Annotated in this window: 20 protein-coding genes and 1 pseudogene; 13 read left to right on the top strand and 8 right to left on the bottom strand. The window is 69.8% G+C overall.

Going from position 1 to position 18,875, the window contains the following annotated elements; all coding sequences use genetic code 11:
• Positions 1-7: 7 nt before the first annotated feature.
• Complete coding sequence (locus AB0Q90_RS00325) at positions 8-979, bottom strand: WYL domain-containing protein (protein ID WP_363163824.1); 972 nt, start codon at positions 977-979, stop codon at positions 8-10.
• A gap of 137 nt (positions 980-1,116) precedes the next feature.
• Between AB0Q90_RS00325 and AB0Q90_RS00320 the strand changes: the two genes are divergently transcribed.
• Both AB0Q90_RS00320 and AB0Q90_RS00315 read left to right on the top strand, forming a co-directional pair.
• Positions 1,117-1,512 (top strand): RidA family protein, encoded by a 396-nt coding sequence (locus tag AB0Q90_RS00320; RefSeq protein ID WP_363163823.1) that lies wholly within the window; start codon positions 1,117-1,119, stop codon positions 1,510-1,512.
• Between the two features lie 124 nt (positions 1,513-1,636).
• Entirely contained in the window at positions 1,637-2,191 is a 555-nt protein-coding gene (locus AB0Q90_RS00315; protein WP_363163822.1) for a pyridoxamine 5'-phosphate oxidase family protein, read from the top strand.
• A gap of 109 nt (positions 2,192-2,300) precedes the next feature.
• On the opposite strand, the gene AB0Q90_RS00310 is transcribed toward AB0Q90_RS00315, so the two are convergent.
• Complete coding sequence (locus AB0Q90_RS00310; RefSeq protein WP_363163821.1) at positions 2,301-2,972, bottom strand: DUF4232 domain-containing protein; 672 nt, start codon at positions 2,970-2,972, stop codon at positions 2,301-2,303.
• 176 nt (positions 2,973-3,148) lie between these two features.
• Here AB0Q90_RS00310 and AB0Q90_RS00305 point away from each other — a divergent pair, with 176 nt between their 5' ends.
• From AB0Q90_RS00305 to AB0Q90_RS00295, 3 genes and pseudogenes are all read left to right on the top strand, one after another.
• The gene (locus AB0Q90_RS00305) at positions 3,149-3,811 is read left to right on the top strand and encodes a methyltransferase domain-containing protein (protein ID WP_363163820.1); all 663 of its coding nucleotides are present in this window, start codon (positions 3,149-3,151) and stop codon (positions 3,809-3,811) included.
• A 108-nt stretch (positions 3,812-3,919) separates the two neighbouring features.
• Complete coding sequence (locus AB0Q90_RS00300) at positions 3,920-4,861, top strand: tetratricopeptide repeat protein (protein WP_363163819.1); 942 nt, start codon at positions 3,920-3,922, stop codon at positions 4,859-4,861.
• Positions 4,862-4,904: 43 nt separating this feature from the next.
• A pseudogene (locus AB0Q90_RS00295) lies at positions 4,905-5,042 on the top strand (transposase); the annotation flags it as partial.
• 140 nt (positions 5,043-5,182) lie between these two features.
• On the opposite strand, the gene AB0Q90_RS00290 reads toward AB0Q90_RS00295, so the two are convergent.
• The gene (locus AB0Q90_RS00290) at positions 5,183-6,034 is read right to left on the bottom strand and encodes a LysR family transcriptional regulator (protein ID WP_363163818.1); all 852 of its coding nucleotides are present in this window, start codon (positions 6,032-6,034) and stop codon (positions 5,183-5,185) included.
• Between the two features lie 95 nt (positions 6,035-6,129).
• Here AB0Q90_RS00290 and AB0Q90_RS00285 point away from each other — a divergent pair, with 95 nt between their 5' ends.
• Positions 6,130-6,861: an SDR family oxidoreductase gene (locus AB0Q90_RS00285; RefSeq protein WP_363163817.1), complete on the top strand. Its 732-nt coding sequence runs from the start codon at positions 6,130-6,132 to the stop codon at positions 6,859-6,861.
• A 392-nt stretch (positions 6,862-7,253) separates the two neighbouring features.
• Here AB0Q90_RS00285 and AB0Q90_RS00280 read toward each other — a convergent pair whose 3' ends face one another.
• The 3 genes from AB0Q90_RS00280 to AB0Q90_RS00270 all read right to left on the bottom strand — a co-directional run bounded on the left by AB0Q90_RS00280 (position 7,254) and on the right by AB0Q90_RS00270 (position 9,912).
• Positions 7,254-7,736, bottom strand: coding sequence for a GNAT family N-acetyltransferase (locus AB0Q90_RS00280; RefSeq protein WP_363163816.1), 483 nt, complete (start codon positions 7,734-7,736; stop codon positions 7,254-7,256).
• 79 nt (positions 7,737-7,815) lie between these two features.
• Positions 7,816-8,658, bottom strand: a complete 843-nt coding sequence (locus AB0Q90_RS00275) for an NAD(P)H-binding protein (RefSeq protein ID WP_363163815.1) — start codon at positions 8,656-8,658, stop codon at positions 7,816-7,818.
• Positions 8,659-8,727: 69 nt separating this feature from the next.
• Complete coding sequence (locus AB0Q90_RS00270) at positions 8,728-9,912, bottom strand: epoxide hydrolase family protein (RefSeq protein ID WP_363163814.1); 1,185 nt, start codon at positions 9,910-9,912, stop codon at positions 8,728-8,730.
• A 63-nt stretch (positions 9,913-9,975) separates the two neighbouring features.
• Here AB0Q90_RS00270 and AB0Q90_RS00265 point away from each other — a divergent pair, with 63 nt between their 5' ends.
• From AB0Q90_RS00265 to AB0Q90_RS00245, 5 genes are all read left to right on the top strand, one after another.
• A complete protein-coding gene (locus tag AB0Q90_RS00265) occupies positions 9,976-10,953 on the top strand; it encodes a YafY family protein (protein ID WP_363163813.1) in 978 nt (325 codons plus the stop codon).
• A 587-nt stretch (positions 10,954-11,540) separates the two neighbouring features.
• On the top strand, positions 11,541-12,089 hold the full coding sequence (locus tag AB0Q90_RS00260; RefSeq protein WP_363163812.1) for a DUF4262 domain-containing protein: 549 nt from the start codon (positions 11,541-11,543) through the stop codon (positions 12,087-12,089).
• 141 nt (positions 12,090-12,230) lie between these two features.
• Positions 12,231-12,647, top strand: coding sequence for a DUF6368 family protein (locus tag AB0Q90_RS00255; RefSeq protein WP_363163900.1), 417 nt, complete (start codon positions 12,231-12,233; stop codon positions 12,645-12,647).
• 146 nt (positions 12,648-12,793) lie between these two features.
• Positions 12,794-12,958, top strand: coding sequence for a hypothetical protein (locus AB0Q90_RS00250; protein WP_363163811.1), 165 nt, complete (start codon positions 12,794-12,796; stop codon positions 12,956-12,958).
• A gap of 154 nt (positions 12,959-13,112) precedes the next feature.
• Entirely contained in the window at positions 13,113-13,991 is an 879-nt protein-coding gene (locus tag AB0Q90_RS00245) for an NAD(P)H-binding protein (RefSeq protein WP_363163810.1), read from the top strand.
• Between the two features lie 300 nt (positions 13,992-14,291).
• Here the strand turns inward: AB0Q90_RS00245 and AB0Q90_RS00240 are convergent, their stop codons facing one another.
• Entirely contained in the window at positions 14,292-14,927 is a 636-nt protein-coding gene (locus AB0Q90_RS00240) for a DUF6461 domain-containing protein (RefSeq protein WP_363163809.1), read from the bottom strand.
• Between the two features lie 155 nt (positions 14,928-15,082).
• On the opposite strand from AB0Q90_RS00240, the gene AB0Q90_RS00235 reads away from it, so the two are divergent.
• Positions 15,083-16,087 carry an RNA-binding protein gene (locus AB0Q90_RS00235; protein ID WP_363163808.1) on the top strand — a complete coding sequence of 335 codons (1,005 nt, stop codon included), beginning with the start codon at positions 15,083-15,085 and terminating at the stop codon, positions 16,085-16,087.
• 102 nt (positions 16,088-16,189) lie between these two features.
• Here the strand turns inward: AB0Q90_RS00235 and AB0Q90_RS00230 are convergent, their stop codons facing one another.
• On the bottom strand, positions 16,190-17,413 hold the full coding sequence (locus AB0Q90_RS00230) for a glycosyltransferase (protein ID WP_363163807.1): 1,224 nt from the start codon (positions 17,411-17,413) through the stop codon (positions 16,190-16,192).
• A 247-nt stretch (positions 17,414-17,660) separates the two neighbouring features.
• Between AB0Q90_RS00230 and AB0Q90_RS00225 the strand changes: the two genes are divergently transcribed.
• A complete protein-coding gene (locus AB0Q90_RS00225; protein WP_363163806.1) occupies positions 17,661-18,860 on the top strand; it encodes an FAD-dependent oxidoreductase in 1,200 nt (399 codons plus the stop codon).
• The last annotated feature ends 15 nt before the right edge of the window (positions 18,861-18,875 follow it).

Below are 18,875 nucleotides of genomic sequence, written 5' to 3'. Positions count from 1 at the left end.
CCATCTGTCAGGACGAGTCTGTGTAGCGGGCGGCGAACGCTGCGGCGCGGTTGCGCAGGGAGGTGCGCAGCGACTGCGGGGTCAGGGCTTCCGCGTCGGTGCTGAGCTGCCACAGCGCCCACTCGGCGTGTCGCAGGTCTTGGAACGTCGCTTCCAGCCGCAGCCAGCCGTCTGCGTCGGGCTCCGCGGCGCGGACGGCCACCGCGGTGCCGAGCAGGTAGTCCCGCCGCTCGGGGTTCACCCGCATCTGCACGGCGATGTGGTCGCTGGACAGGAACTGCGCGCAGCGTTCGCGCCAGACCCGCTCCAGGTCAACGCTGTTGGGTCGCTGGGCCGGTTCGGGGAGTTCCTCGGCGGCCAGCACCCGCGACAGCCGGTAGGTGCGGTCCGCGCCGGATCTCGTGGCCAGGAGGTAGCTCCGGTCGCGTACGGTGACCAGGCCGATGGGGTCAACCGTGCGCCACTTCGGTGTCTGGTCCGTGGCCGCGTAGTGGATGCGCAGTTTGTGTCCGACGAGCACGGCGCGCCGGATCTCGGCCATGGTCGTGTCGGGTACGTCCTCGGTGACCGGCCGGCGTGAGAGCAGGTCGGTCTCCGGCTCGACGAGAAAGCGCCGGGCCGCGTCGCTCGCGGTGCTCCGATGGCCTTCGGGCAGCGCGTCAACCACCTTGCGCATGGCCGAAGCGAGCGCCGAGCCGAGGCCGAACACCTGCTCGCCGCGCCCCGATCCGGCGGTCAGCAGGGCAAGGGCCTCGTCGTGATTCAGTCCGGTGAGTTCGGTCCGGAAACCCGGCAGCAGCCCGAACCCGCCGTGTCGGCCGCGTTCGGCATAGACCGGGACGCCGGCTGCGGACAGCGCCTCGATGTCGCGCAGCACGGTACGGGTGGAGACCTCCAGCTCGCGGGCGATGGCGTCCGCGGTCAGCCGACCGCGCTGACGGAGCAGCAGCACCAGTGAGACCAGGCGATCGGCACGCATCCGGGAACCGTACCGAAATACATGACCGAGGATGTCGTGATTTGTTGGAAGGGTCATCAGCACCGAGATCGACGGCGGCGGCTGTTGTACCGCCGGACGTCCGAACTCCCCATGAATCGAATGGAGCTGATGTGGCAGTGGAACGAACGGCAGTCAACCCGGTGACGTGGTCGGTGGAGTTGGGCTTCAACCAGGGGGAGATCGTATCGGGGCACACCCGGACCCTGTACTGCTCCGGCCAGACCGCGACGGACGGCGACGGCAAGCCCCGGCACGACGGTGACATGGCCGCACAGCTGGCGCTGAGCCTCGACAACCTGGAGGCCGTACTCGCCGAGGCAGGCATGTCCCTGGCGAACCTCGTCCGGCTCAACGTCTACACCACCGACGTCGACCTGCTCTTCCCGCACTACGGCTTGCTGGCATCGCGGCTGGGTGCCGCCGGGGTGGCACCGGCCACCACGATGCTCGGCGTGACACGGCTGGCGATCGACGGCCAGATGGTCGAGCTTGAGGGCACCGCCGTCGCGTGAGGCGACATCACCGCCGGTTGCTCGTGCCGGTCGCACCGGCAAGGCGGCGTCGGCCGCCTCTGAAAACTGCCTCGCGGGACAGTCGTTAAGGAGAGGACAAGAGACGACGAGAAAGGAAACCCGCATGCCCGCGCACTCCGCACAGGAGCCGGTGGGTGAGCTCGACGCCCGCTACAGTTCCGCGACCAACCCGCGCCCCGGGGCCGAGGCCGTCACCGCCGTTGAATGGGCCGAGGCCCGGCGGCTGCTGGAGGCCGCCGAGATCTTCTGGCTGTCCACGGTGCGGCCCGGCGGCCGGCTGCACGTCACGCCGTTGATCGGCGCCTGGCACGACGGCCGGCTCTACTTCTCCACCGGCCCCGAGGAACAGAAGGCCAAGAACCTCGCCCACGACCCGCACTGCGCCCTCACCACCGGGCGGAACGTGCTCACGGAAGGACTCGACGTCATCGTGGAGGGCGTGGCGGACCGGATTACGGATCCGGCGGCGCTGGAGGAAATCATCGCCGTCCACGAAACGAAGTACAGGGAGCACATGACGTCGCCCGAGGGCACCTTCTTCGGCATGGGGGACGGCATCCGGAAGGGGGAGGTGGCGGTCTTCGGCGTGGCCCCGCACACCGCCTACGGCTTCGGCCGGGACGGCGGGGTGTTCAGCCACACCCGCTGGACGTTCTGAGCGTCCGTCGAGTGTGAGGAGAAGCCCCCGGCCCGCCAGGGGATGGCGGGCCGGGGGCTTTGTGCAGGTTGCCGTGCGGCGGTCGGCTGTCCTGCCGAGGACGGTGGGGTCAGTAGGTGAGTGCGTCCTCGGCGCTGCCGAAGAAGCTGGTGACCTGGCCGTCGTTGACCGTGACGGGGCCGTCGTTGATCGACACTGTGGTCGGGCTCTCGGAGGGGGTGAGCGCGATCTCCACCTTGTCGGCGCTCTTGCCGCCCGCGGTGTCGGCACGCGCGAACATGATCCCGGCGTAGGCGCTCTGGCCGGCCTTGAGGATCCAGTCCTCACCTTCGGGTCCCATGTGCTCGGCGGCGCCGTCGAGGCCGGGGATCGTGATCACCAGCTCGTTCGCCGGCAGCAGACAGGGGTCACTGCCCGTGTTCACGGCGGTCAGCAACGCGTGGTTGACGGGCCGCGACGCGACAGTGACGTTGTAGCTCAAGTCGGACGTCTCGCACATGCCCACGCCGCCGTCCAGGCCGTCGTCGGCCGCGGGCTCCGGCGACGAAGAGGTGCTGCCGCCGCCGGAGGAGCCCCCGCTGGAGCTGCCGCCGTCGCTCGGGCCGGCCGTCGAGGGCGTGTCGGAGCCCTCGTCCGTGCCCGCATCGGACGGGGTCGCCGCGGCGCTCGGAGCGGAGGTGTCCTTGTCGGTTTCGCCGTTGCACGCGGTCAGAGCCAGGATGCCGAGCGAAAGAGCGGCCAGTGCGGCTGTGGCACGGCGTGAGCGAGCTGCGTGAGCCATGAGTAGTCCCCCGGGGAGTCGGAATGTCCCGGTGATCGTGCCTCACGAGAGCGATGATTCCGCCTGCTCACACCGAGTGAGAGCCGTTTCCGAACACGTTTGTGACACTGCGACAGCGACCGGGACATCGTGGTTCGCTGCGGCCCGCCTCGGCATCAGGAACTACTGTCGCGAGCATGGTCGAACACGATGCCTTCAGTGCCACCCGCGAGGCCTACGACGCTGCTGCCTCCACGTATGCGCAGTTGTTTCGCGACGCGCTGCGCGACAGGCCCCTGGACCGTGCGTTCCTGAGCGCGTTCGCCGAGGTCGTACGGGCGAGTGGGGACGGGCGGGTCGCGGACCTGGGGTGTGGACCCGGCGATGTCACGGCCTATCTGGACGAGCTGGGGCTGGCGGCGTTCGGGGTGGATGCCTCTCCCGCAATGATCAAGTTGGCTGGGCAGGCCTATCCGGCCCTGCGATTCGAGGTGGGCTCGATGGCCGCACTGGACATCGCTGACGGCGCGCTGAGCGGCGTTCTCTCACGTTGGTCGATCATCCACACTCCGCCGCAGGAACTCCCCGTCGTCCTGGCCGAGTTCCACCGTGTGCTGGCACCTGGCGGCCACCTCCTGGTCGGCTTCTCGGCAAGCGAGGATCCGTCTCACCCGACGCAGGTCTTCGATCACGCAGTCGCGCCGGCCTACAGGTGGTGGCCCGATCACCTCGCCGCGATGCTGCGCGCGGTCGGACTGGTCGAGGTGGCTCGGCTGGTTCGCGAGCCTCAGCCCACCGACCGACGGCAGTTCCAGGAGGTCCACCTCCTCGCTCGCAAAGCCGTGGGCGTTGCCCAGTAAGTGATCTCTCCGTGCGGACTTGGGGGACCGGTCGGCAGGCCTCCAGCCCAGGGATATCCTCGGGCAATGTCGAATCGGGCCGTAACAGCCGGAGTAGGTCTCGCGCGCGTGCTGGCGCACTGCGGAGACAGCCCGGCGGCAGCCGTGCACTACCTGGCGGGCGCCATCGCCGCCGCACCTGAGAACCCCGAGCCCTACCTGGCTCTGGCCGAGTTGTGGAGGGACAGGCCGTCGGAGTTGGCCGAGGCCGTTCAGGATGCCCGCTCCTTGCGGGCAGTGCTCGCGAAGTCGTACATCAGCTTCCTTGAGGACGACATGGACGCCGCGGCGCTGGCGATGGGATCGGTCACGGGTGCACAGCCCACCGTCGCATGGGCGAAAGCCCCCTGGTTCGGCGATGAACGATTCCTCGGCGCGGTGAGCGCCGACGCGCTGGCCGAGGCCGCCATGCGGACGATGGACTACGGCCATGACCTGGACACCGAAAGCATGCGGGAACGCTTCCAGCCCTGGTTCGAGGCCATCGACCTGGTCGCTGCCCGTGAACCGCTGCCGGATGCATTGGCCAAGATGGCGATCCTGCTGCGGGCATGCGGTCTCACCGATCGGTCGTTCGCCCTCTGCGACCGGGCGGACTCCGTCGAGCGGATCATGATGACGGAAGTCGTGCGAGCGGGTACGTGGCGCCGGCTGGGCGATCCCGAACAGACTGTGGCGGCTTTCGAGCGCGCCCTCGTCCTGGATCCGGCCAACTGGTCGCTCTACCTCGACCTGGCCGACGTGCACGCCGAACAGGGCGACTTCGCCGCAGCGGTTCGGCTGATCGACCGGGGAATGAAGCACGAGCCGACCGAACTCACCCTCCGCGCGGCCGGTGCCGCCTACCGAGCCCGCCTCACCGGCTCGCCCGCCGACCTGAGCGAACTCATCGAACTGGCGCCGAACCTGCCGAACGACTCCTACCGCGACCTGCTGATCGATTACGCATGCGCCGGCCCCGCCCTGCCTGCCGAACTCGTGGACACGGCCCGTCGTATCCGGAACGGCTGAGGCCCCGCTCCAACCCGGCTTCCAGCTCATTCATGGTGCGTCGCTGCAGTTCGCCGAGAACCTCACTGACCGGGCCGTGGTGCATCGGGTGCGGTACAGCATGGACTTCACATACGCGCTCAGCGTGGAGCTCGACGATCCCGGATTCGACGCTTCGGTGTTGTCCGAGTTCCGTGCGCGCCCGGAGGAATGAAGCGAAGGTGTGAGAGGTCGAGATGGATGTCACCCGGTCGCGCAGACCGACACCAGCCGCGTGCACCCACCGCGATCTGCCGCCTGAGCCGGGCCACGCTGGATGGAGCCTGGCCGGGCGGGTGGGAGCTACAGGAGACGTGTCGCAGTCCGGATGAGGTCGGCGACGGCTCTGGACCGGCTGTGCGGTGGCCAGGCGATCACGGTGGTGACTGTCGGCGCGTCCAGCACGGGCACGGCGGCGAGGTCATCGTGCAGTTGGGCTCGGCACGACTCCGGTGAGACCGCACAGGCACGGCCGAGCGCGACGAGCTGCAACAACTGCGCGTGGTCGCGGACCTGCGGGCCGGGGCCGGGCGGGTAGGTGCCGTCGGGGTCGGGCCAGCGTGGGAGGGGCAGGCCCGGCAGCCCGGTGATGTCGGCCATGTGCACATGGGCCCGGGCGGTGAGCGGATGCCCGGCCGGCAGGACCACAACCTGACTCTCCGTGCTGAGCTCCTCGGTGTGGAATCCGGCCGTCGAGTCGAACGGACGGTGCAGCAGCGCCACGTCGGCCCGGCCCTCGCGCAGGAGTCGTTCCTGCTCGGCCGGACCGCACAGGATGACGTCGACGGGGACCGCGCCGGGTTCGGCGGCGTACGCGTCGAGCAGTCGCGCCAGCAGTGCCCTCGACGCGCTGGCCTTCGCGACCAGGACCAGGCCGGGGCGACCGGTCACGGAAAGGGCGGCGCGGCGGGTACGACGCTCGGCGGCCTCGACCGCGTCGAGAGCCGCCCGGCCCTCGACCAACAGCACCGAGCCGGCCTCGGTCAGCGTGACAGTGCGACTGGTCCGATCCAACAGCACTGCCCCGAGCCGGCGTTCGAGCCGCTGAATCGCCCGTGACAACGGTGGCTGCGCGATCCCGAGCCGCTGCGCGGCACGCCCGAAGTGCAGCTCTTCAGCGACAGCGACGAAATACCGCAGTTCCCGGGTCTCCATCCGGCCACGCTATCCCGGATCAATACCCTGACGGTATCGTTGCGCACCCGATCGGTCTTGGACCCCCGCCGAGACCCGAAGGCAGCATCGTCCCTATGACTGAACGGACGATCGCGCTGGTCACCGGCGCGAACAAGGGAATCGGCTTCGAGATCGCCGCAGGCCTGGGCACCCTCGGCTGGAGCGTCGGCGTCGGCGCCCGCGACGACCGGCGCCGAAGCACCGCGGTGGAGAAACTGCGCGCCGCCGGCATCGACGCGTTCCCCGTACCGCTGGACGTGACCGACGACGCGAGCGCGACCGCCGCCGCACGGCTGATCGACGAACAGGCCGGACGCCTCGACGTGCTCGTCAACAACGCCGCCATCGCAGGCGACATGCCACAGGAGCCCACCCGGATCGACCCCGCCACCATCCACACGGTCGTGGACACCAACGTGATCGGCGTCATCCGCGTCACCAACGCGATGCTGCCGCTGCTGCGCCGCTCCGCCGCACCACGGATCGTGAACATGTCCAGCAGCGTCGGCTCCCTCACCCGGCAGTCAGGACCCGCCGCCGAGCAGACGGCAGGTCCGGTGGCCGCGGCGTACGCGCCGTCGAAGACGTTCCTGAACGCCGTCACCGTCCAGTACGCCCGGGAGCTGAGCGGCACGAACATCCTGATCAACACCGGCTGCCCCGGCTACGTCGCCACCGACCTCAACGGCTTCCGCGGCGTGCGCACCCCCGAACAGGGCGCGGCGATCGCCATCAAACTCGCGACCCTGCCCGACGACGGCCCCACCGGACAGTTCTTCGACGACGCCGGCGTAGTGCCCTGGTGAGCCAGATATGTCAAGGGGCCACCGTGACGGGCGGTGGCCCCTGATGGCCGATCAGGACGTCGCGCTACCGGATTCATTCGCTGTGCATCGGCCGTCAGGCCGGTGGTGAAGCGAACCGGATGGTGGCGACGCGGAGCGTCGCCGTATCGGGGCCGACGGAGCCGGCCATCGCGTGTCCTCCACCAGCGGCGCGGAGCCGCTCTCACTACCTGCGGCGTTGTCGCACGATCGAGGGGCGGTCTCCGTGAGACCGCCCCTGCACGCCCGGAGTCCCGCTACACTCCCGCCACCCGGCGAAAGACCAGGTCAGACAGCGAACTCCTGCTGGAGTACTAGACGGCTCCGGACACCTCGCCGCGCACGAGGATCTCCCTGCGCATGCAGATCCGGGGTCAGGCCGACAGGCCGTGGGCGGCCTCCGCGCGGCTGATCGCGCGCAGGCCGTCCGTCAGCGCCGGATCGGAGTCGGCGAGCGCGCGGAAGCCGAGCCGCGTGTAGTACGGGGCGTTCAACGGGACCTCGGTGAAGGTCGTCAGGGTCAGGGCCGCGAGGCCCTGCTCCCCGGCAACCGCCTCCAGGTGCTCGATCAGCGCCCGGCCCACGCCCCGCCGGGCGGCGTCGGGGTGCACCGACACCTGCTCGATGTGGGCGGATCCGTCGACGGTGTCCGAGGGCAGATAGGCGACGGGCCGGTCGTCCGCGTCCACCGCGACCCAGGCCCGCCCCTCGCGGCGGTACGTCTCCAGGACCTCCAGGGGCAGCGGGTCGTCATCCGCGACAGCCCCCATCCCGAGAGAACGGAAGGGCTCGCCCTCCGCCCGTTCGATGTCCTGGAGCAGCGGAAGTTCGGCCGGAGCGGCCGTTCTGATGCACATACGACAGTACGGCCCGACCCCGGCGGCCCCCGGAATCCGGTGGGCGCCGGGGCCGGCTCACAGCTGCCGGGGTCGGCTGTCAGCCGCCGAAGTCGGCCCGGTGATCCGCGGCCCACCGGGCGTAGCTCCGCGCGGGGTGGCCGGTGATCTGCTCGACGACGTTGGTGACCGGCGCGGGCTTGCCGACCGCCTGCGCCATGAGGGCGAACAGCGCGGCCAGGAACTCGGGATCCATGAACTGGCTCATCTGCTTGAGGACGGGCTCCGGGTCGAGGTCCTCGACCGTGAGCGGGCGTCCCAGCGTCTCGCCGAGGACGCGGACCTGCTGCGCCTGGGTCAGCGACTCGGGCCCGGTCAGGTCGTAGGCCCGCCCCGCGTGCCCGCCGCCGACCAGGATCCGTGCCGCCGCCTCGGCGACGTCCCGCTCGTGCACGGCGCTGAAGGCCGCTTCGGTGTACGGCGCGCGTATGACGTCACCGCCCTGGAGCTGCATCGCGAACGTCAACGAGTTGACGGCGGGGAACAGCAGCCGCAGGAACGTCCACTCGATGCCGGACTCCTCGACGGCCCGTTCGACATCGCGGTGGTACTGGGCGATCACGTCGGGCTGCCGTTCGGCGCCCGGGACGACCGCTCCCGAGGACAGGAACACCACACGCTTCACTCCGGCCCGGCCCGCGGCCGCCAGCAGTGGACCGACATCCATCCCGTACTGCAGCACCAGGAAGGCTGCCTCGACGCCAGCCAGCGCCGCCGGCAGCGTCTCGGGCTCGGTCAGGTCGGCCCGGACGACATCGACTCCCTCTAGGAGTCCGGCCCGCTCCGGGGTACGGGTCAGCGCCCGCACCGGGGCACCCGCGGCGACCAACTCCTCCACCGCCTGACGTCCGAAGTGAGCCGTGGCACCGATGACGAGGTACATGGGAATTCCTTCCGTGTGCATACATGGGTACAAGGGGTCCGAGCGGGTCCGCCGACAACCGGCGGTGGATCAGCGAACCTTGCCGAAGAACTGCCGGACGTCGTCGACGAGCAGGTCGGGGGCGTCGTGCGCGGCGAAGTGGCCGCCCCGGTTGTAGACGTTCCAGGAGACGATGTTCGTGTGGTCGCGCTCGGCGAACGTCCGGACGGACGGGAAGTCCCAGGCGAAGTTGGCCAGGCCGAGGGGCACGGTGGTCGGCTCGGGCACGGTGGTGCCCCGGCCGTTCGACTTCTGCTGGACGGGGGCCGCCGCCGCGTCCTCGTAGTAGAACCGGGCCGCCGAGGCGGCCGTGTTGGTCAGCCAGTAGACCATCACGTTCGTGAGCACGTAGTCCGGGTCGAGCGAAGGCCCGAGCAGCTGCGCGTGCCAGCCCAGCAGGCCGGCCGGGGAGTCGGCCAGGGCGTGCGCCAGGTTCTGCGGCTCGGTGGACTGGAGCTTGTCGTACGCGCCCCGATTCTGGACGAACCACTCGGCGAACGCGAGCTTGTCGCGCTCCTCCTCGGAGAGACCGGACAGCTCGGCGGGGTCACCCGACGGGAACGAGAAGACCTGCGTCACGTGCACGCCGCAGACGTGCTCGGGGTCGACCCGACCCACCTCGGGCGAGATCAGCGCCCCGCCGTCGTTGCCGACCGCGCCGTACCGGTCGTACCCCAGCCGGCGCATCAGCTCGGCCCAGGCCCGGGCCACCCGGTACCGGTCCCAGCCACGCTCCCGGGTCGGCCCGGAGAAGCCGAAGCCCGGCACCGAGGGAATGACGAGGTGGAAGGCGTCCGCCGGGTCGCCGCCGTGGGTCCGCGGGTCGCTGAGCGGGCCGATCACGTCCAGCCACTCGACCACCGAGGTCGGCCAGCCGTGGGTCAGGATCAGCGGCGTCGCGTCCGGCTCCGGCGAGCGCACGTGCAGGAAGTGGACGTTCTGGCCGTCGATCTCCGTGGTGAACTGCGGGTACGCGTTGAGCTTCGCCTCCCAGGCCCGCCAGTCGTAGCCGGTGCGCCACCGCTCGACCAGCTTCCTGACGTAGCCCACCGGGACGCCGTACTCCCAACCGGGCGGCACCGGGCCCGCCGACGCCGACTCGCCCGCGGGCAGTTCCTCCGCCCACCGGGTCCGCGCCAGCCGCTGCTGGAGGTCGTCGAGGTCTGCCTGGGGGATATCGATCCGGAACGGGGCGATCGTGGTGTCGTTCGTCATGGGCATCAACGTAGGATCCATTGAGGAAAGATGCGTTCCTAATAGACCGGCAGACTCCGAAGAATGTTGGAAACCTCGGCGCGACTGCTGCGCCTGCTCTCACTCCTCCAGACGCCCCGCGACTGGACCGGCGCCGAACTGGCCGAACGGCTGGCGGTCACCACCCGCACCGTCCGCAACGACGTGGAACGCCTGCGCAACCTCGGCTACCCGGTGCACGGCACCCGAGGCGCGGTGGGCGGCTACCGACTCGGCGCCGGCGCCGCGCTGCCGCCCCTGCTCCTCGACGACGAAGAGGCGGTCGCGGTGGCGATCGGGCTCCGCACGGCCGCCGGGGGCACCATCACCGGCGTCGAGGAGACCTCGCTGCGCGCACTGGCCAAGCTGGAACAGGTGCTGCCGACCCGCCTCCGGCGTCGCGTCGACGCCCTCAAGCAGTATGCCGAGGCGGTGCCGCGCGACGACCCGGGCCCGCGGGTGGACGCCGACACGCTGAGCGCCCTCGCCGCCGCCTGCCGGGACCACGAGCGCCTGCGCTTCGACTACCGGAGCCACGAGGGCTCCGAGAGCCGGCGCGAGGTCGAACCGTACCGGCTGGTCACCTGGGGACGCCGGTGGTACCTCGTCGGGTTCGACGTCGAACGGAACGACTGGCGGACGTTCCGGGTGGACCGCCTCCACCCACGCACCCCGACGGGTCCCAGGTTCACCCCCCGCGACCTCCCCGAGGAAGCCGTCGACCAGGTACGCCGGGGCGTGTCGTCGGCCGCTTGGCGGTACCGGGCCCAAGTCGTCGTCCACGCACCGGCCGAACAGCTCGCCGAGCGGATCAATCCGGCCATCGGCACCATCACGGCGGTCGACGACACCCACTGTCTGCTGGACACCGGCGCGGACAGCGTCGAGGCGCTCGCCGTCCACCTCGGCCTGCTCGGCGTCGACTTCACGGTGACCGAGCCCGCGGAACTCGTCGACCTCGTACGTGTCCTCGGCGACCGCTACCAGCGCGCGCCCGGGCCACGGCCGCAAGACACCTCTTAGTACTCCAGCAGGAGTTCGCTGTCTGACCTGGTCTTTCGCCGGGTGGCGGGAGTGTAGCGGGACTCCGGACGTGCAGGGGCGGTCTCACCAACCGGTGTATACGCCATTGGCGTCCGGGATGTCCGCATGAGCCATGCCACCCAGCACACTGACCGTGAGACCCAGATTCACGGCTCCCATCACGGCAATCCCTTGGCAGAGTCTCAACTCTTCTTCCTTTCCTCCTGTCGTAGGCAGGTAAGCGCCCACGGTGCCTCACAGGATCCGCCTCAGGCCAGCATCGGGATCTGGACTCACGGCACCAAACCCGGCAGGTTCCCCAGATCGCAGTAGTGCACCGTGGCTTCGTTCATGACGAAGGACGGCGCAGCGCGAAGCGCTCCTGCGGGAAGACGCGTCGGCACCCATCGAGGAAGGGCAGGAGGTCGCGTCTGGTGGTGGCGCGGTCGGTCCGGCGTTCTACGGGACGCCGTTGACCGTCTCGCACTGCACTGCGACGTCGCGGAGGGAAACGATGTCGTTCGATTGCGGGGGCCGCCGCGAAACCCGACTGCCTGACTCGAACGCTCACCGCGTAGCCTCCGTGCATGACCGTTGATCCGTTCCGGTGCCGCTGCGTCCTCTGCCATGACTACGGTGACCGAGACGAAGCGGACCGCGTGGATCTGACGATCACCGAGAACGTGCAGCAGCACGGATGGCACGTCGTGATGGTTCCCGAGGACGAGGTCGGTCCTGGATTCGCCTATACGATCGGCCTCGCCCACACTCACGGCGCACCTGAACTAGCCATGTTCGGACTCGATGTCCACGCCATGCACCGCATGCTCAACAGGCTCGGAGCGAAGGCCGCCGCGGGTGCTGTTGTGGCTGACGGTCAGAGGCATCCTGATGTTGTCGATGGTCACCAAGTTGCGCTCAGGAGTGTGGATCTCCGCTGGTACCGGACCTTCTTTGGACGGGCGATCGGGTTCTACCGGCGGCCGCCTTTTCCCGTGTTGCAAGTTGCGTGGCCCGACGCGGATGACCGCTTCCACTGGGAAGAACAGGCTCAGGAGAGGCATCGCGAGTCACAGCCTCAGCTGTGGTTGCCGCCGAGTGAGCACCCAGTTGGAATTTGGACGACCGAACTTTGACCTCGGACGTGCCGCCCGGCGCTAGACCCGCGCCTGCGCGGGGAGCTGCTGAAGCAAGATCATCCTGTTGGGGGTGACAGTCCCGGCTGGTTAGGCTCTGGGCCATGAGCGGACCCGGAGAAGCGGGTCGGCGAGTACGACCTGAATATTCACGCGGAGAGCCTTGGGATCACGGACGCCGGGGACGTAGACGGACGTCGGCCCGTCCTGGTCTCTTTTATGGGGCCTGGGATCGGTGACGAGGTCATCTTCGAGGCCGAGCACGCCGACGAAGTCGACCAGGGACCCCTCATCGGCTTCACCCCCACCCACGCCGTCGACGTCATCGCGTTCTGCAGCCGTCCTGTCGACCACCTCGTCACGGCGCTGCTGACCGCCGCCGTCATGGATGTGATCGGTGGTGTCGCCAACGCCGAACTGCGAGAAGACCAGGTTTCAATCGTGGCCGGCCTTCCGGGCATCGTCGCAACGATGACCGATCCGTGGCCCGCCGCGTACGGCTCGGCGGAGTTCCTCCGAGCGTGGGCCCAACAGCCCGGTTTCCGGCTCCTGAAGTAGCCGGAACTCAGCCAGCCGGCTCACGCGGGTAGTACCCGCTTCAGTCGAACGGGCTGGAGGAAAGGGCGCTCGACCTGCTCCTGACCGCCCTCAAGGACCGAGGTCTGGTGAAGGCCGGTGGCAAGCAGCGTAGGGACTCCACCCGCGTGCTGGGGGCGGTACGCAATCCGAACCGGTTGGAGCTGGCCGGGGAGACACTGTGGGTCGCGCTGGAGGCGCTGGCCTGCGCGGCACCGGACTGGCTGGCCGAGGTGGTGCCCGTGTGGGAATGGGCCGAACGCTACGCCGTTCATGATCAGTGTCACCGATAACCGCTGTACCGATGTGCCCAAGGCCGGGCTCTGCCGCAGTAGATCCGGCATTTACTGCGGCAGGACCGACAAGGGCAAGGTTGGTGATCGGATTGCGGACAGAATCTGACCCAGATACCGCCTACTGTCGTCCGCGGCCGAGCAACCGGAAGGTTTGACCACCACTCAGAGCGGTGCCCACCTGAACAAGGAGCAGGCAAGGAGCGACATGACAATTCTCGTTACCGGTGCGAAGGGGACCATGGGGCGCCACGTGGTCGAGCGACTTCGGCAAACCGGACAGACCGTTCGCGCGCTCACGCGTAACCCGGCCGAGGCGACTGGTCTGCCCGACGACATCGAAGTGGTGGGTGGCGACCTCACGAAGCCACAGACGCTGGCGGCGGCTCTCGACGGAGTCTCCGCCGTGCACCTGCTCGGGGCCACCGGGCACGACCACGCCCCGTTGCGTACAGGGCCGCAGATCATGGCGATGGCCGCCGAGGCGGGTGTACGGCGGCTGACGGTCCTGTCGGTCGGCGAAGACGGAGAGCTGGAACAAGCCGTGCGTGACAGCGATCTGGAGTGGACGTTCATCTGGCCGATCGACTTCATGTCCAACGCGTTGGGGTGGGCTGAGGCCATACGCACTACGGCGGAGGTCCGCGAGCCGTACGCGAATCGCAGGACCGCTTCGGCGGACGAGACAGATGTCGCCGACGTTGTCGCTACTGTGCTCGCCGGGGGCGGCCACGCGGGAAGGAGTTTCATCGTGTCGGGGCCCGAAGCGCTCACGCCGGCCGACAAGGTGTCCGCCATCGCGGCGGCGACCGGCCGTGAGATCCGTTTCACCGAGCTGACCGATGATCAGGCACGTCGGCAATGGCGGGCCGAGGGCTGGCCCGAGGAGGGCATCGAGTTCATGCTGCACATGTGGGCGACCGTGCCCGAGACGGTGGCCAGGGTGACTTCAGCGGTCGAGGAGGTTGTCGGCCGTGCGCCGCGGACCTTCGCCCAATGGGCCGCCGCACACGCTGACGTCTTCCGCCCCTGATACGCGGGTAGGGGGGCGGCCGACGTCCAGCATCGCCCCGGTGGACGCGGTGCGGATTCTGATCGCGGTCTCCACCACCGCTGCGGCTCTTCCTGGCGCTGCCCCGTCCACGCACCTGGTTGGGCCGTGCTCGCCGCCGTGTCAGTCTCAGCCGTGCCTGCCGCTGCCCGCCCCGTGGCCACCCCACGTGCCGTACTTCGTATGACACAACGGCGAGTTCGTCCGTCTCCCGAGTTTCCCGCCGGCTGATCTGCCTGGCGGCAGTGGCCGCGGACCGGACGTTCCTCACCGACGCCGATGTCAGGCGAAAGCCGCCGCCGGCAGCTCTGACTCCGTTTCCTCCCAGGAGAGGCGGATACGGAGTTCGTCCTCAAGGAACCTCAGGAAAGCGACGTCACCCACCTCGTCGCCGCCGTGCGCGAAGCCGAGCGACAACTCGGCCGGGGTGCCGTCCGTCAGGTGCGGCAGGCCGGGCTCGAAGGACGTCACCAGCTCGCCGTGCAGGGCGTAGTCGACGCGGCTGAAGCCTTTCGCGTTGCGATGGACGCAGAACGCCCGCCCTCGCTCGGACAGTGCCGCGAGGTAGGTCCCCGTGTGGCAGCTGGATGTCTCCAGCGCGTACGCCCAGCCGGGCACCGAGCCCGCTCTGACGATCGTGGCCGGCGGGGTGGGCAGAAAGCCCGCGTCCGTCAGTCGGGCAACCGCCGCTTCGTCTTCCCAGTCCAGGAAGTCGAGGTCACTGATGTGGTCGTCCGTCTGTCTGAGCAACAGCATGTCCGCCGCGGACCGGGTCAGCGAGACGATGCGGTGTTCCTCGGCGCCGACGCCGCGCAGCAGCTCGTACGGCGAGAGCCTCTCGCTGAGGGTGAGCGTGAAGCTGATGCTGTAGGCCTCGGCTATCCAGCGCAGCCCGTTCTCCGCAGGTGCCCGGTCCATCCAGTCCCCTCCATACGGCGGTCTGTCCGCGCGCGCGGCTCTCGCGGACAGACCCTAGCCCTCAGCACTGACACCCATCCGGTGGTGGACTCCGCCGCCGACGCCCCGTCTCAAATCCGTGGCACTGCCGCAGCGCAGCGCTGGAAGATGGCGATGTGCAGCTCCCCTACATCTACCGCGTCACCAAGTACGACCCCGCCGACCGCGACGACCACGGGCACTACATCGGCGTCGAGGACACCACGAGCGATCACGGCGAGACGGAGGCGGCCTATCTTCAGGCGGTCAAGGCATTCGCAGCGGACACCGGCATCGACCGCCTGTCCGTCCGCGAGCCGCAGGTCTCGTCGTTCGTCCATTTCGGCGTCGAGGCGCCTCTGGACGGCTTTGGGCTCGACGGCGTCCTTGCGGGCGGACTTGCCGGCTTCCACGACGGGGCAGAGGTGTCGCTGCACATCGCGTCGGAGCTGGTGCGGCTCATGCTGCGGGACAGCGGTGCTTGCTGCCGGCTGGAGGCGGAGGGGGCCTTCACCGTGCACGTCGGATGGGACCAGTACCTCTACGTCGGTAGCTGCCGGCCCTGCCACCGGGCGCTTGCCCGCACCCGCAAGCTGGGCCTGTTCCCGGAACGCATCGACGTTTCCCCGCACGCCTTCGAGCCGGAGGAGGACGGCGTCCTACGGCCGGGCGACGACGAATTCTGGGCCGGTGTGCGCAGGACAGTTGCCGACGGTCGCGCTGGACTCCTGGAGGAGATGTACGTCCAGAACGCCTCGCGATGGCATCGCCTCACCCCTGACACCGTCGACGCGGTGCGCGCCGCTCTCGCTCCGCGCGCTCGCCTGGCCGTGTGGCCGGACCTGTCCTCCGACGTCGCTGCCGTCCTCGGCGCCCTCCCCGCCGAAGGCCTCGTGGAGGGTGTCTGGCAGGACAAGGACGGCCGGATGCACAGTGCTGTCGCCGACGAGGACACGTACCCGGAGCTGGCTGCCCGGATGGCCGATGCCGACGCCGCATCACTTCTGTCCATGTACGCCGATGATCGTGTCCCACTGCTCTCCGCTGTCATGCCGGACAGCGACGGAGTGCTGCGGGCCCGCTGGCAGGCCGACCTGTCTGTTGGCGACTTGGCCCGGGGGTCCCTGGATTCGAACGGCTGACCCGCGGCCGTCGCGTAATCCTCCATCCCGGCGTACTGGGCGCGGGACAGACCAAGGGGCCCGCCACCGTTGGGTGGCGGGCCCCTTGGTCGAGAAGCCTGCTCAGCCGACCTTGTCGAGCAGCAGCTTCGCGGCCACCGCCGCGCCGTCGGTGCGGATCGTGTCCGCCACGGCGGCTGCCCGGGCTCGGGTCTCGGGAGTCAGGGCGACGCCGAGCGCGGCCGACAGCGACTCGAAGGTCGGGTGCGGGCCGTCGTGTGCCGCGCCGATGCCGAGGTCGGCCACGCGGCCGGCCCAGTACGGCTGGTCGGCCATCTGGGGGACGACCACCTGGGGCGCACCGGCCCGGGCGGCCGTGGTCGTGGTGCCCGCGCCGCCGTGGTGGACGACGGCGGCGACCCGGGGGAACAGGGCGTGGTGGTTGACCTCGCCGACGGCGAAGCAGTCGTCCTGGTCGTCGGCCACGGCCAGGTCGGCCCAGCCGCGGGAGAGGAGCACTCGGCGGCCCTGCGCCCGGACCGCCTCGACGGCCGCCCGGGCCACGTCGTCCGCGTCGCGCATGGGAATGCTGCCGAACCCCACGTACACCGGCGGCTCGCCGGCACGGAGGAACGCCTCCACGTCGGCCGGCAGCGGGCGGTCGTCCGTACGGAACCATGCGCCGGTCTGCACCACGTCGAGGTCCGCCGGCTCCTGCCACGGGGCGAGCACGGGGTCGGCGGCCAGCCAGGGGCGGTCGGTGAGCACGTAGTCGCGGAAGTGGTCCACCGGCGGCAGGCCGATGGACTCCCGGTGGGCGTTGAGACCGGTCCCGAACAGGACGTTCATGGTCTCGATGTCCAGGTCCCACAGCTTTCGGTTGTCGGTCACGCCGGGCGGGAACGGCCGGCCCGGCCGCTCGAACGGCGGGTGGTGGGGCGAGGGCAGGTAGGCGGGGAAGTAGGCAACGAACAGGTAGGGGATGCCCAGGTGCTCGGCTGCCGTCCTCGCGCCGGCCGCGGCCGGGAGCAGGCCGGTCCCCAGGATCACGTCGCATCCCTCGGCAGCGGCGACGGCTGCCTCGTACGTCGTGGCGGTCATCGCGGCGGCGCGTGCGGGCAGCCCCTCCGCGGGAACCTTCGTCTTCCCGGTGAGCACGTCCTTGACGAACGGGCGCACCGGCTCGCCGATCGGCACCAGGGGGAGGCCGACGGAGTCGAACAGCTCCGCGAAGTCCGGAGGCGTGCACATCCGCACGTCGACTCCGAGGTCCCGCAGTTGGAGCGCGACCGCCACCAGCGGTTCGACGTCTCCGCGCGACCCGTAGGCCATTAACAGCACGCGCATGCGGTGCCTCTCATTCCGTGGGATTGGGGGCTCGGCCCGGCAAGGGCCCGCCGGGTCTCGCTGTCGGCGGCAGTGATCAACATAGGTCAGCTGTGAGGGGGTTGCTCGTGGTTTTGAAAAGGCGTCGCGCGCATTGTTGTGCGGCACTCCTGGTGTGCTGTGATCCACATCACATGCGATTCCTGTCAGGAATCGGGGCGCTGTCCCGCTCAACCCACGGAGCCAAGCGAACCGACAGGAGCCAGACATGAAGCACCGCATCGTCATCCTCGGCGCCGGATACGCCGGGGCCTACGTGGCCGGGAACCTGGCCCGCCGGCTGTCCCCGGCGGACGCCGAGATCACCGTGGTCAACGCCGAGCCGGACTTCGTCCAGCGGCTGCGGCTGCACCAGCTCGCGGCCGGCCACGACGTCGAGGCTCCGCAGCTGGCCGACGTCTTCGCGGGCACGGGGATACGGCTGCGACTGGCCCATGTCACCGCCGTTCACCCCGAGCGTCAGGTCGTCACCGTGGCCGACGCCCACGGCGGCGGCGAACTCGCCTACGACACGCTTCTCTACACGCTCGGCAGCCGCGTCGCCGACCAGGGCGTCCCCGGCGTCGCCGAGCACGCCTTCGACGTCGCCGGCCGGCCCTCGGCGCTGCGCCTGCGCGACCGTCTGGACAGCCTGGTCAAGCGGGGCGAAGGCGGGCGGGTTTTGGTCGTCGGCGACGGGCTGACCGGCATCGAGACCGCCACCGAGCTCGCCGAAGCCCGGCCCGGCCTGTGGGTAACGCTGATCGCCCGCCGCGAACTGGGCGCTCGGCTCTCCGCCGGAGCCCGCGGTCACCTGCGCCGGGCTTGCGACCGGCTGGGCATCACCGTCGTGGAGCACACCAGCGTCGAAGCCGTCGAAGCGACGCGGGTGCTGTGCGCCGACGGCACCGCCCTGGCATCCGACGCGACCGTGTGGACGGCCGGGTTCGCGGTCAACCCCATCGCCGCCGCCAGCGGCCTTGAGGTCGTCGAGAACGGTCAGATCGTCGTCGACCGCACCATGCGGTCGGTCTCGCACCCGAACGTCTACGCCGCCGGCGACGCCGTCCATGCCATCGGCGACAACGGTCGGCCGATGCCGATGTCCTGCGGCTCGGCCGGCTACACCGGCCGGCAGGCGATCGGAGCGATCGTGGGCCGCCTGACCGGCGGCAAGGTCCCCCACACCAAGCTGGTCTACGTGTTCAACCACATCAGCCTCGGGCGGCGGGACGGAATGCTGCAGATGGTCGACGACGAAGGGCAGGCGAAGCCGAGGTATGTGGGCGGCCGGAAGGCCGCGCGGATCAAGCGTGCCATCGTCAAGGGGTCGCTGTTGGGCACCGCGCACCCCACCTTCGGCCTGCCCAAGCGCAAGCACCGCCTGGCCGCCGCGCCTGACGGGGCTGCCGAGAAGGCGGCGGCGTAGCCGCCTAGGGTGGTC

The sequence above is a fragment of the Streptomyces sp. NPDC079141 genome (assembly GCF_040686775.1).
Classification (GTDB): Bacteria; Actinomycetota; Actinomycetes; order Streptomycetales; family Streptomycetaceae; genus Streptomyces.
This window is presented reverse-complemented; position numbering and strand designations above follow the sequence as displayed.

What these genes read in the sequence shown, in the direction of transcription:
- AB0Q90_RS00325 (WP_363163824.1), bottom strand. Translation starts at nt 979, where the DNA reads ATGCGTGCCGATCGCCTGGTCTCACTGGTGCTGCTGCTCCGTCAGCGC.
- AB0Q90_RS00315 (WP_363163822.1), top strand. Translation starts at nt 1,637, where the DNA reads ATGCCCGCGCACTCCGCACAGGAGCCGGTGGGTGAGCTCGACGCCCGC.
- AB0Q90_RS00310 (WP_363163821.1), bottom strand. Translation starts at nt 2,972, where the DNA reads ATGGCTCACGCAGCTCGCTCACGCCGTGCCACAGCCGCACTGGCCGCT.
- AB0Q90_RS00305 (WP_363163820.1), top strand. Translation starts at nt 3,149, where the DNA reads ATGGTCGAACACGATGCCTTCAGTGCCACCCGCGAGGCCTACGACGCT.
- AB0Q90_RS00290 (WP_363163818.1), bottom strand. Translation starts at nt 6,034, where the DNA reads ATGGAGACCCGGGAACTGCGGTATTTCGTCGCTGTCGCTGAAGAGCTG.
- AB0Q90_RS00285 (WP_363163817.1), top strand. Translation starts at nt 6,130, where the DNA reads ATGACTGAACGGACGATCGCGCTGGTCACCGGCGCGAACAAGGGAATC.
- AB0Q90_RS00280 (WP_363163816.1), bottom strand. Translation starts at nt 7,736, where the DNA reads ATGTGCATCAGAACGGCCGCTCCGGCCGAACTTCCGCTGCTCCAGGAC.
- AB0Q90_RS00275 (WP_363163815.1), bottom strand. Translation starts at nt 8,658, where the DNA reads ATGTACCTCGTCATCGGTGCCACGGCTCACTTCGGACGTCAGGCGGTG.
- AB0Q90_RS00270 (WP_363163814.1), bottom strand. Translation starts at nt 9,912, where the DNA reads ATGACGAACGACACCACGATCGCCCCGTTCCGGATCGATATCCCCCAG.
- AB0Q90_RS00265 (WP_363163813.1), top strand. Translation starts at nt 9,976, where the DNA reads ATGTTGGAAACCTCGGCGCGACTGCTGCGCCTGCTCTCACTCCTCCAG.
- AB0Q90_RS00260 (WP_363163812.1), top strand. Translation starts at nt 11,541, where the DNA reads ATGACCGTTGATCCGTTCCGGTGCCGCTGCGTCCTCTGCCATGACTAC.
- AB0Q90_RS00240 (WP_363163809.1), bottom strand. Translation starts at nt 14,927, where the DNA reads ATGGACCGGGCACCTGCGGAGAACGGGCTGCGCTGGATAGCCGAGGCC.
- AB0Q90_RS00230 (WP_363163807.1), bottom strand. Translation starts at nt 17,413, where the DNA reads ATGCGCGTGCTGTTAATGGCCTACGGGTCGCGCGGAGACGTCGAACCG.
- AB0Q90_RS00225 (WP_363163806.1), top strand. Translation starts at nt 17,661, where the DNA reads ATGAAGCACCGCATCGTCATCCTCGGCGCCGGATACGCCGGGGCCTAC.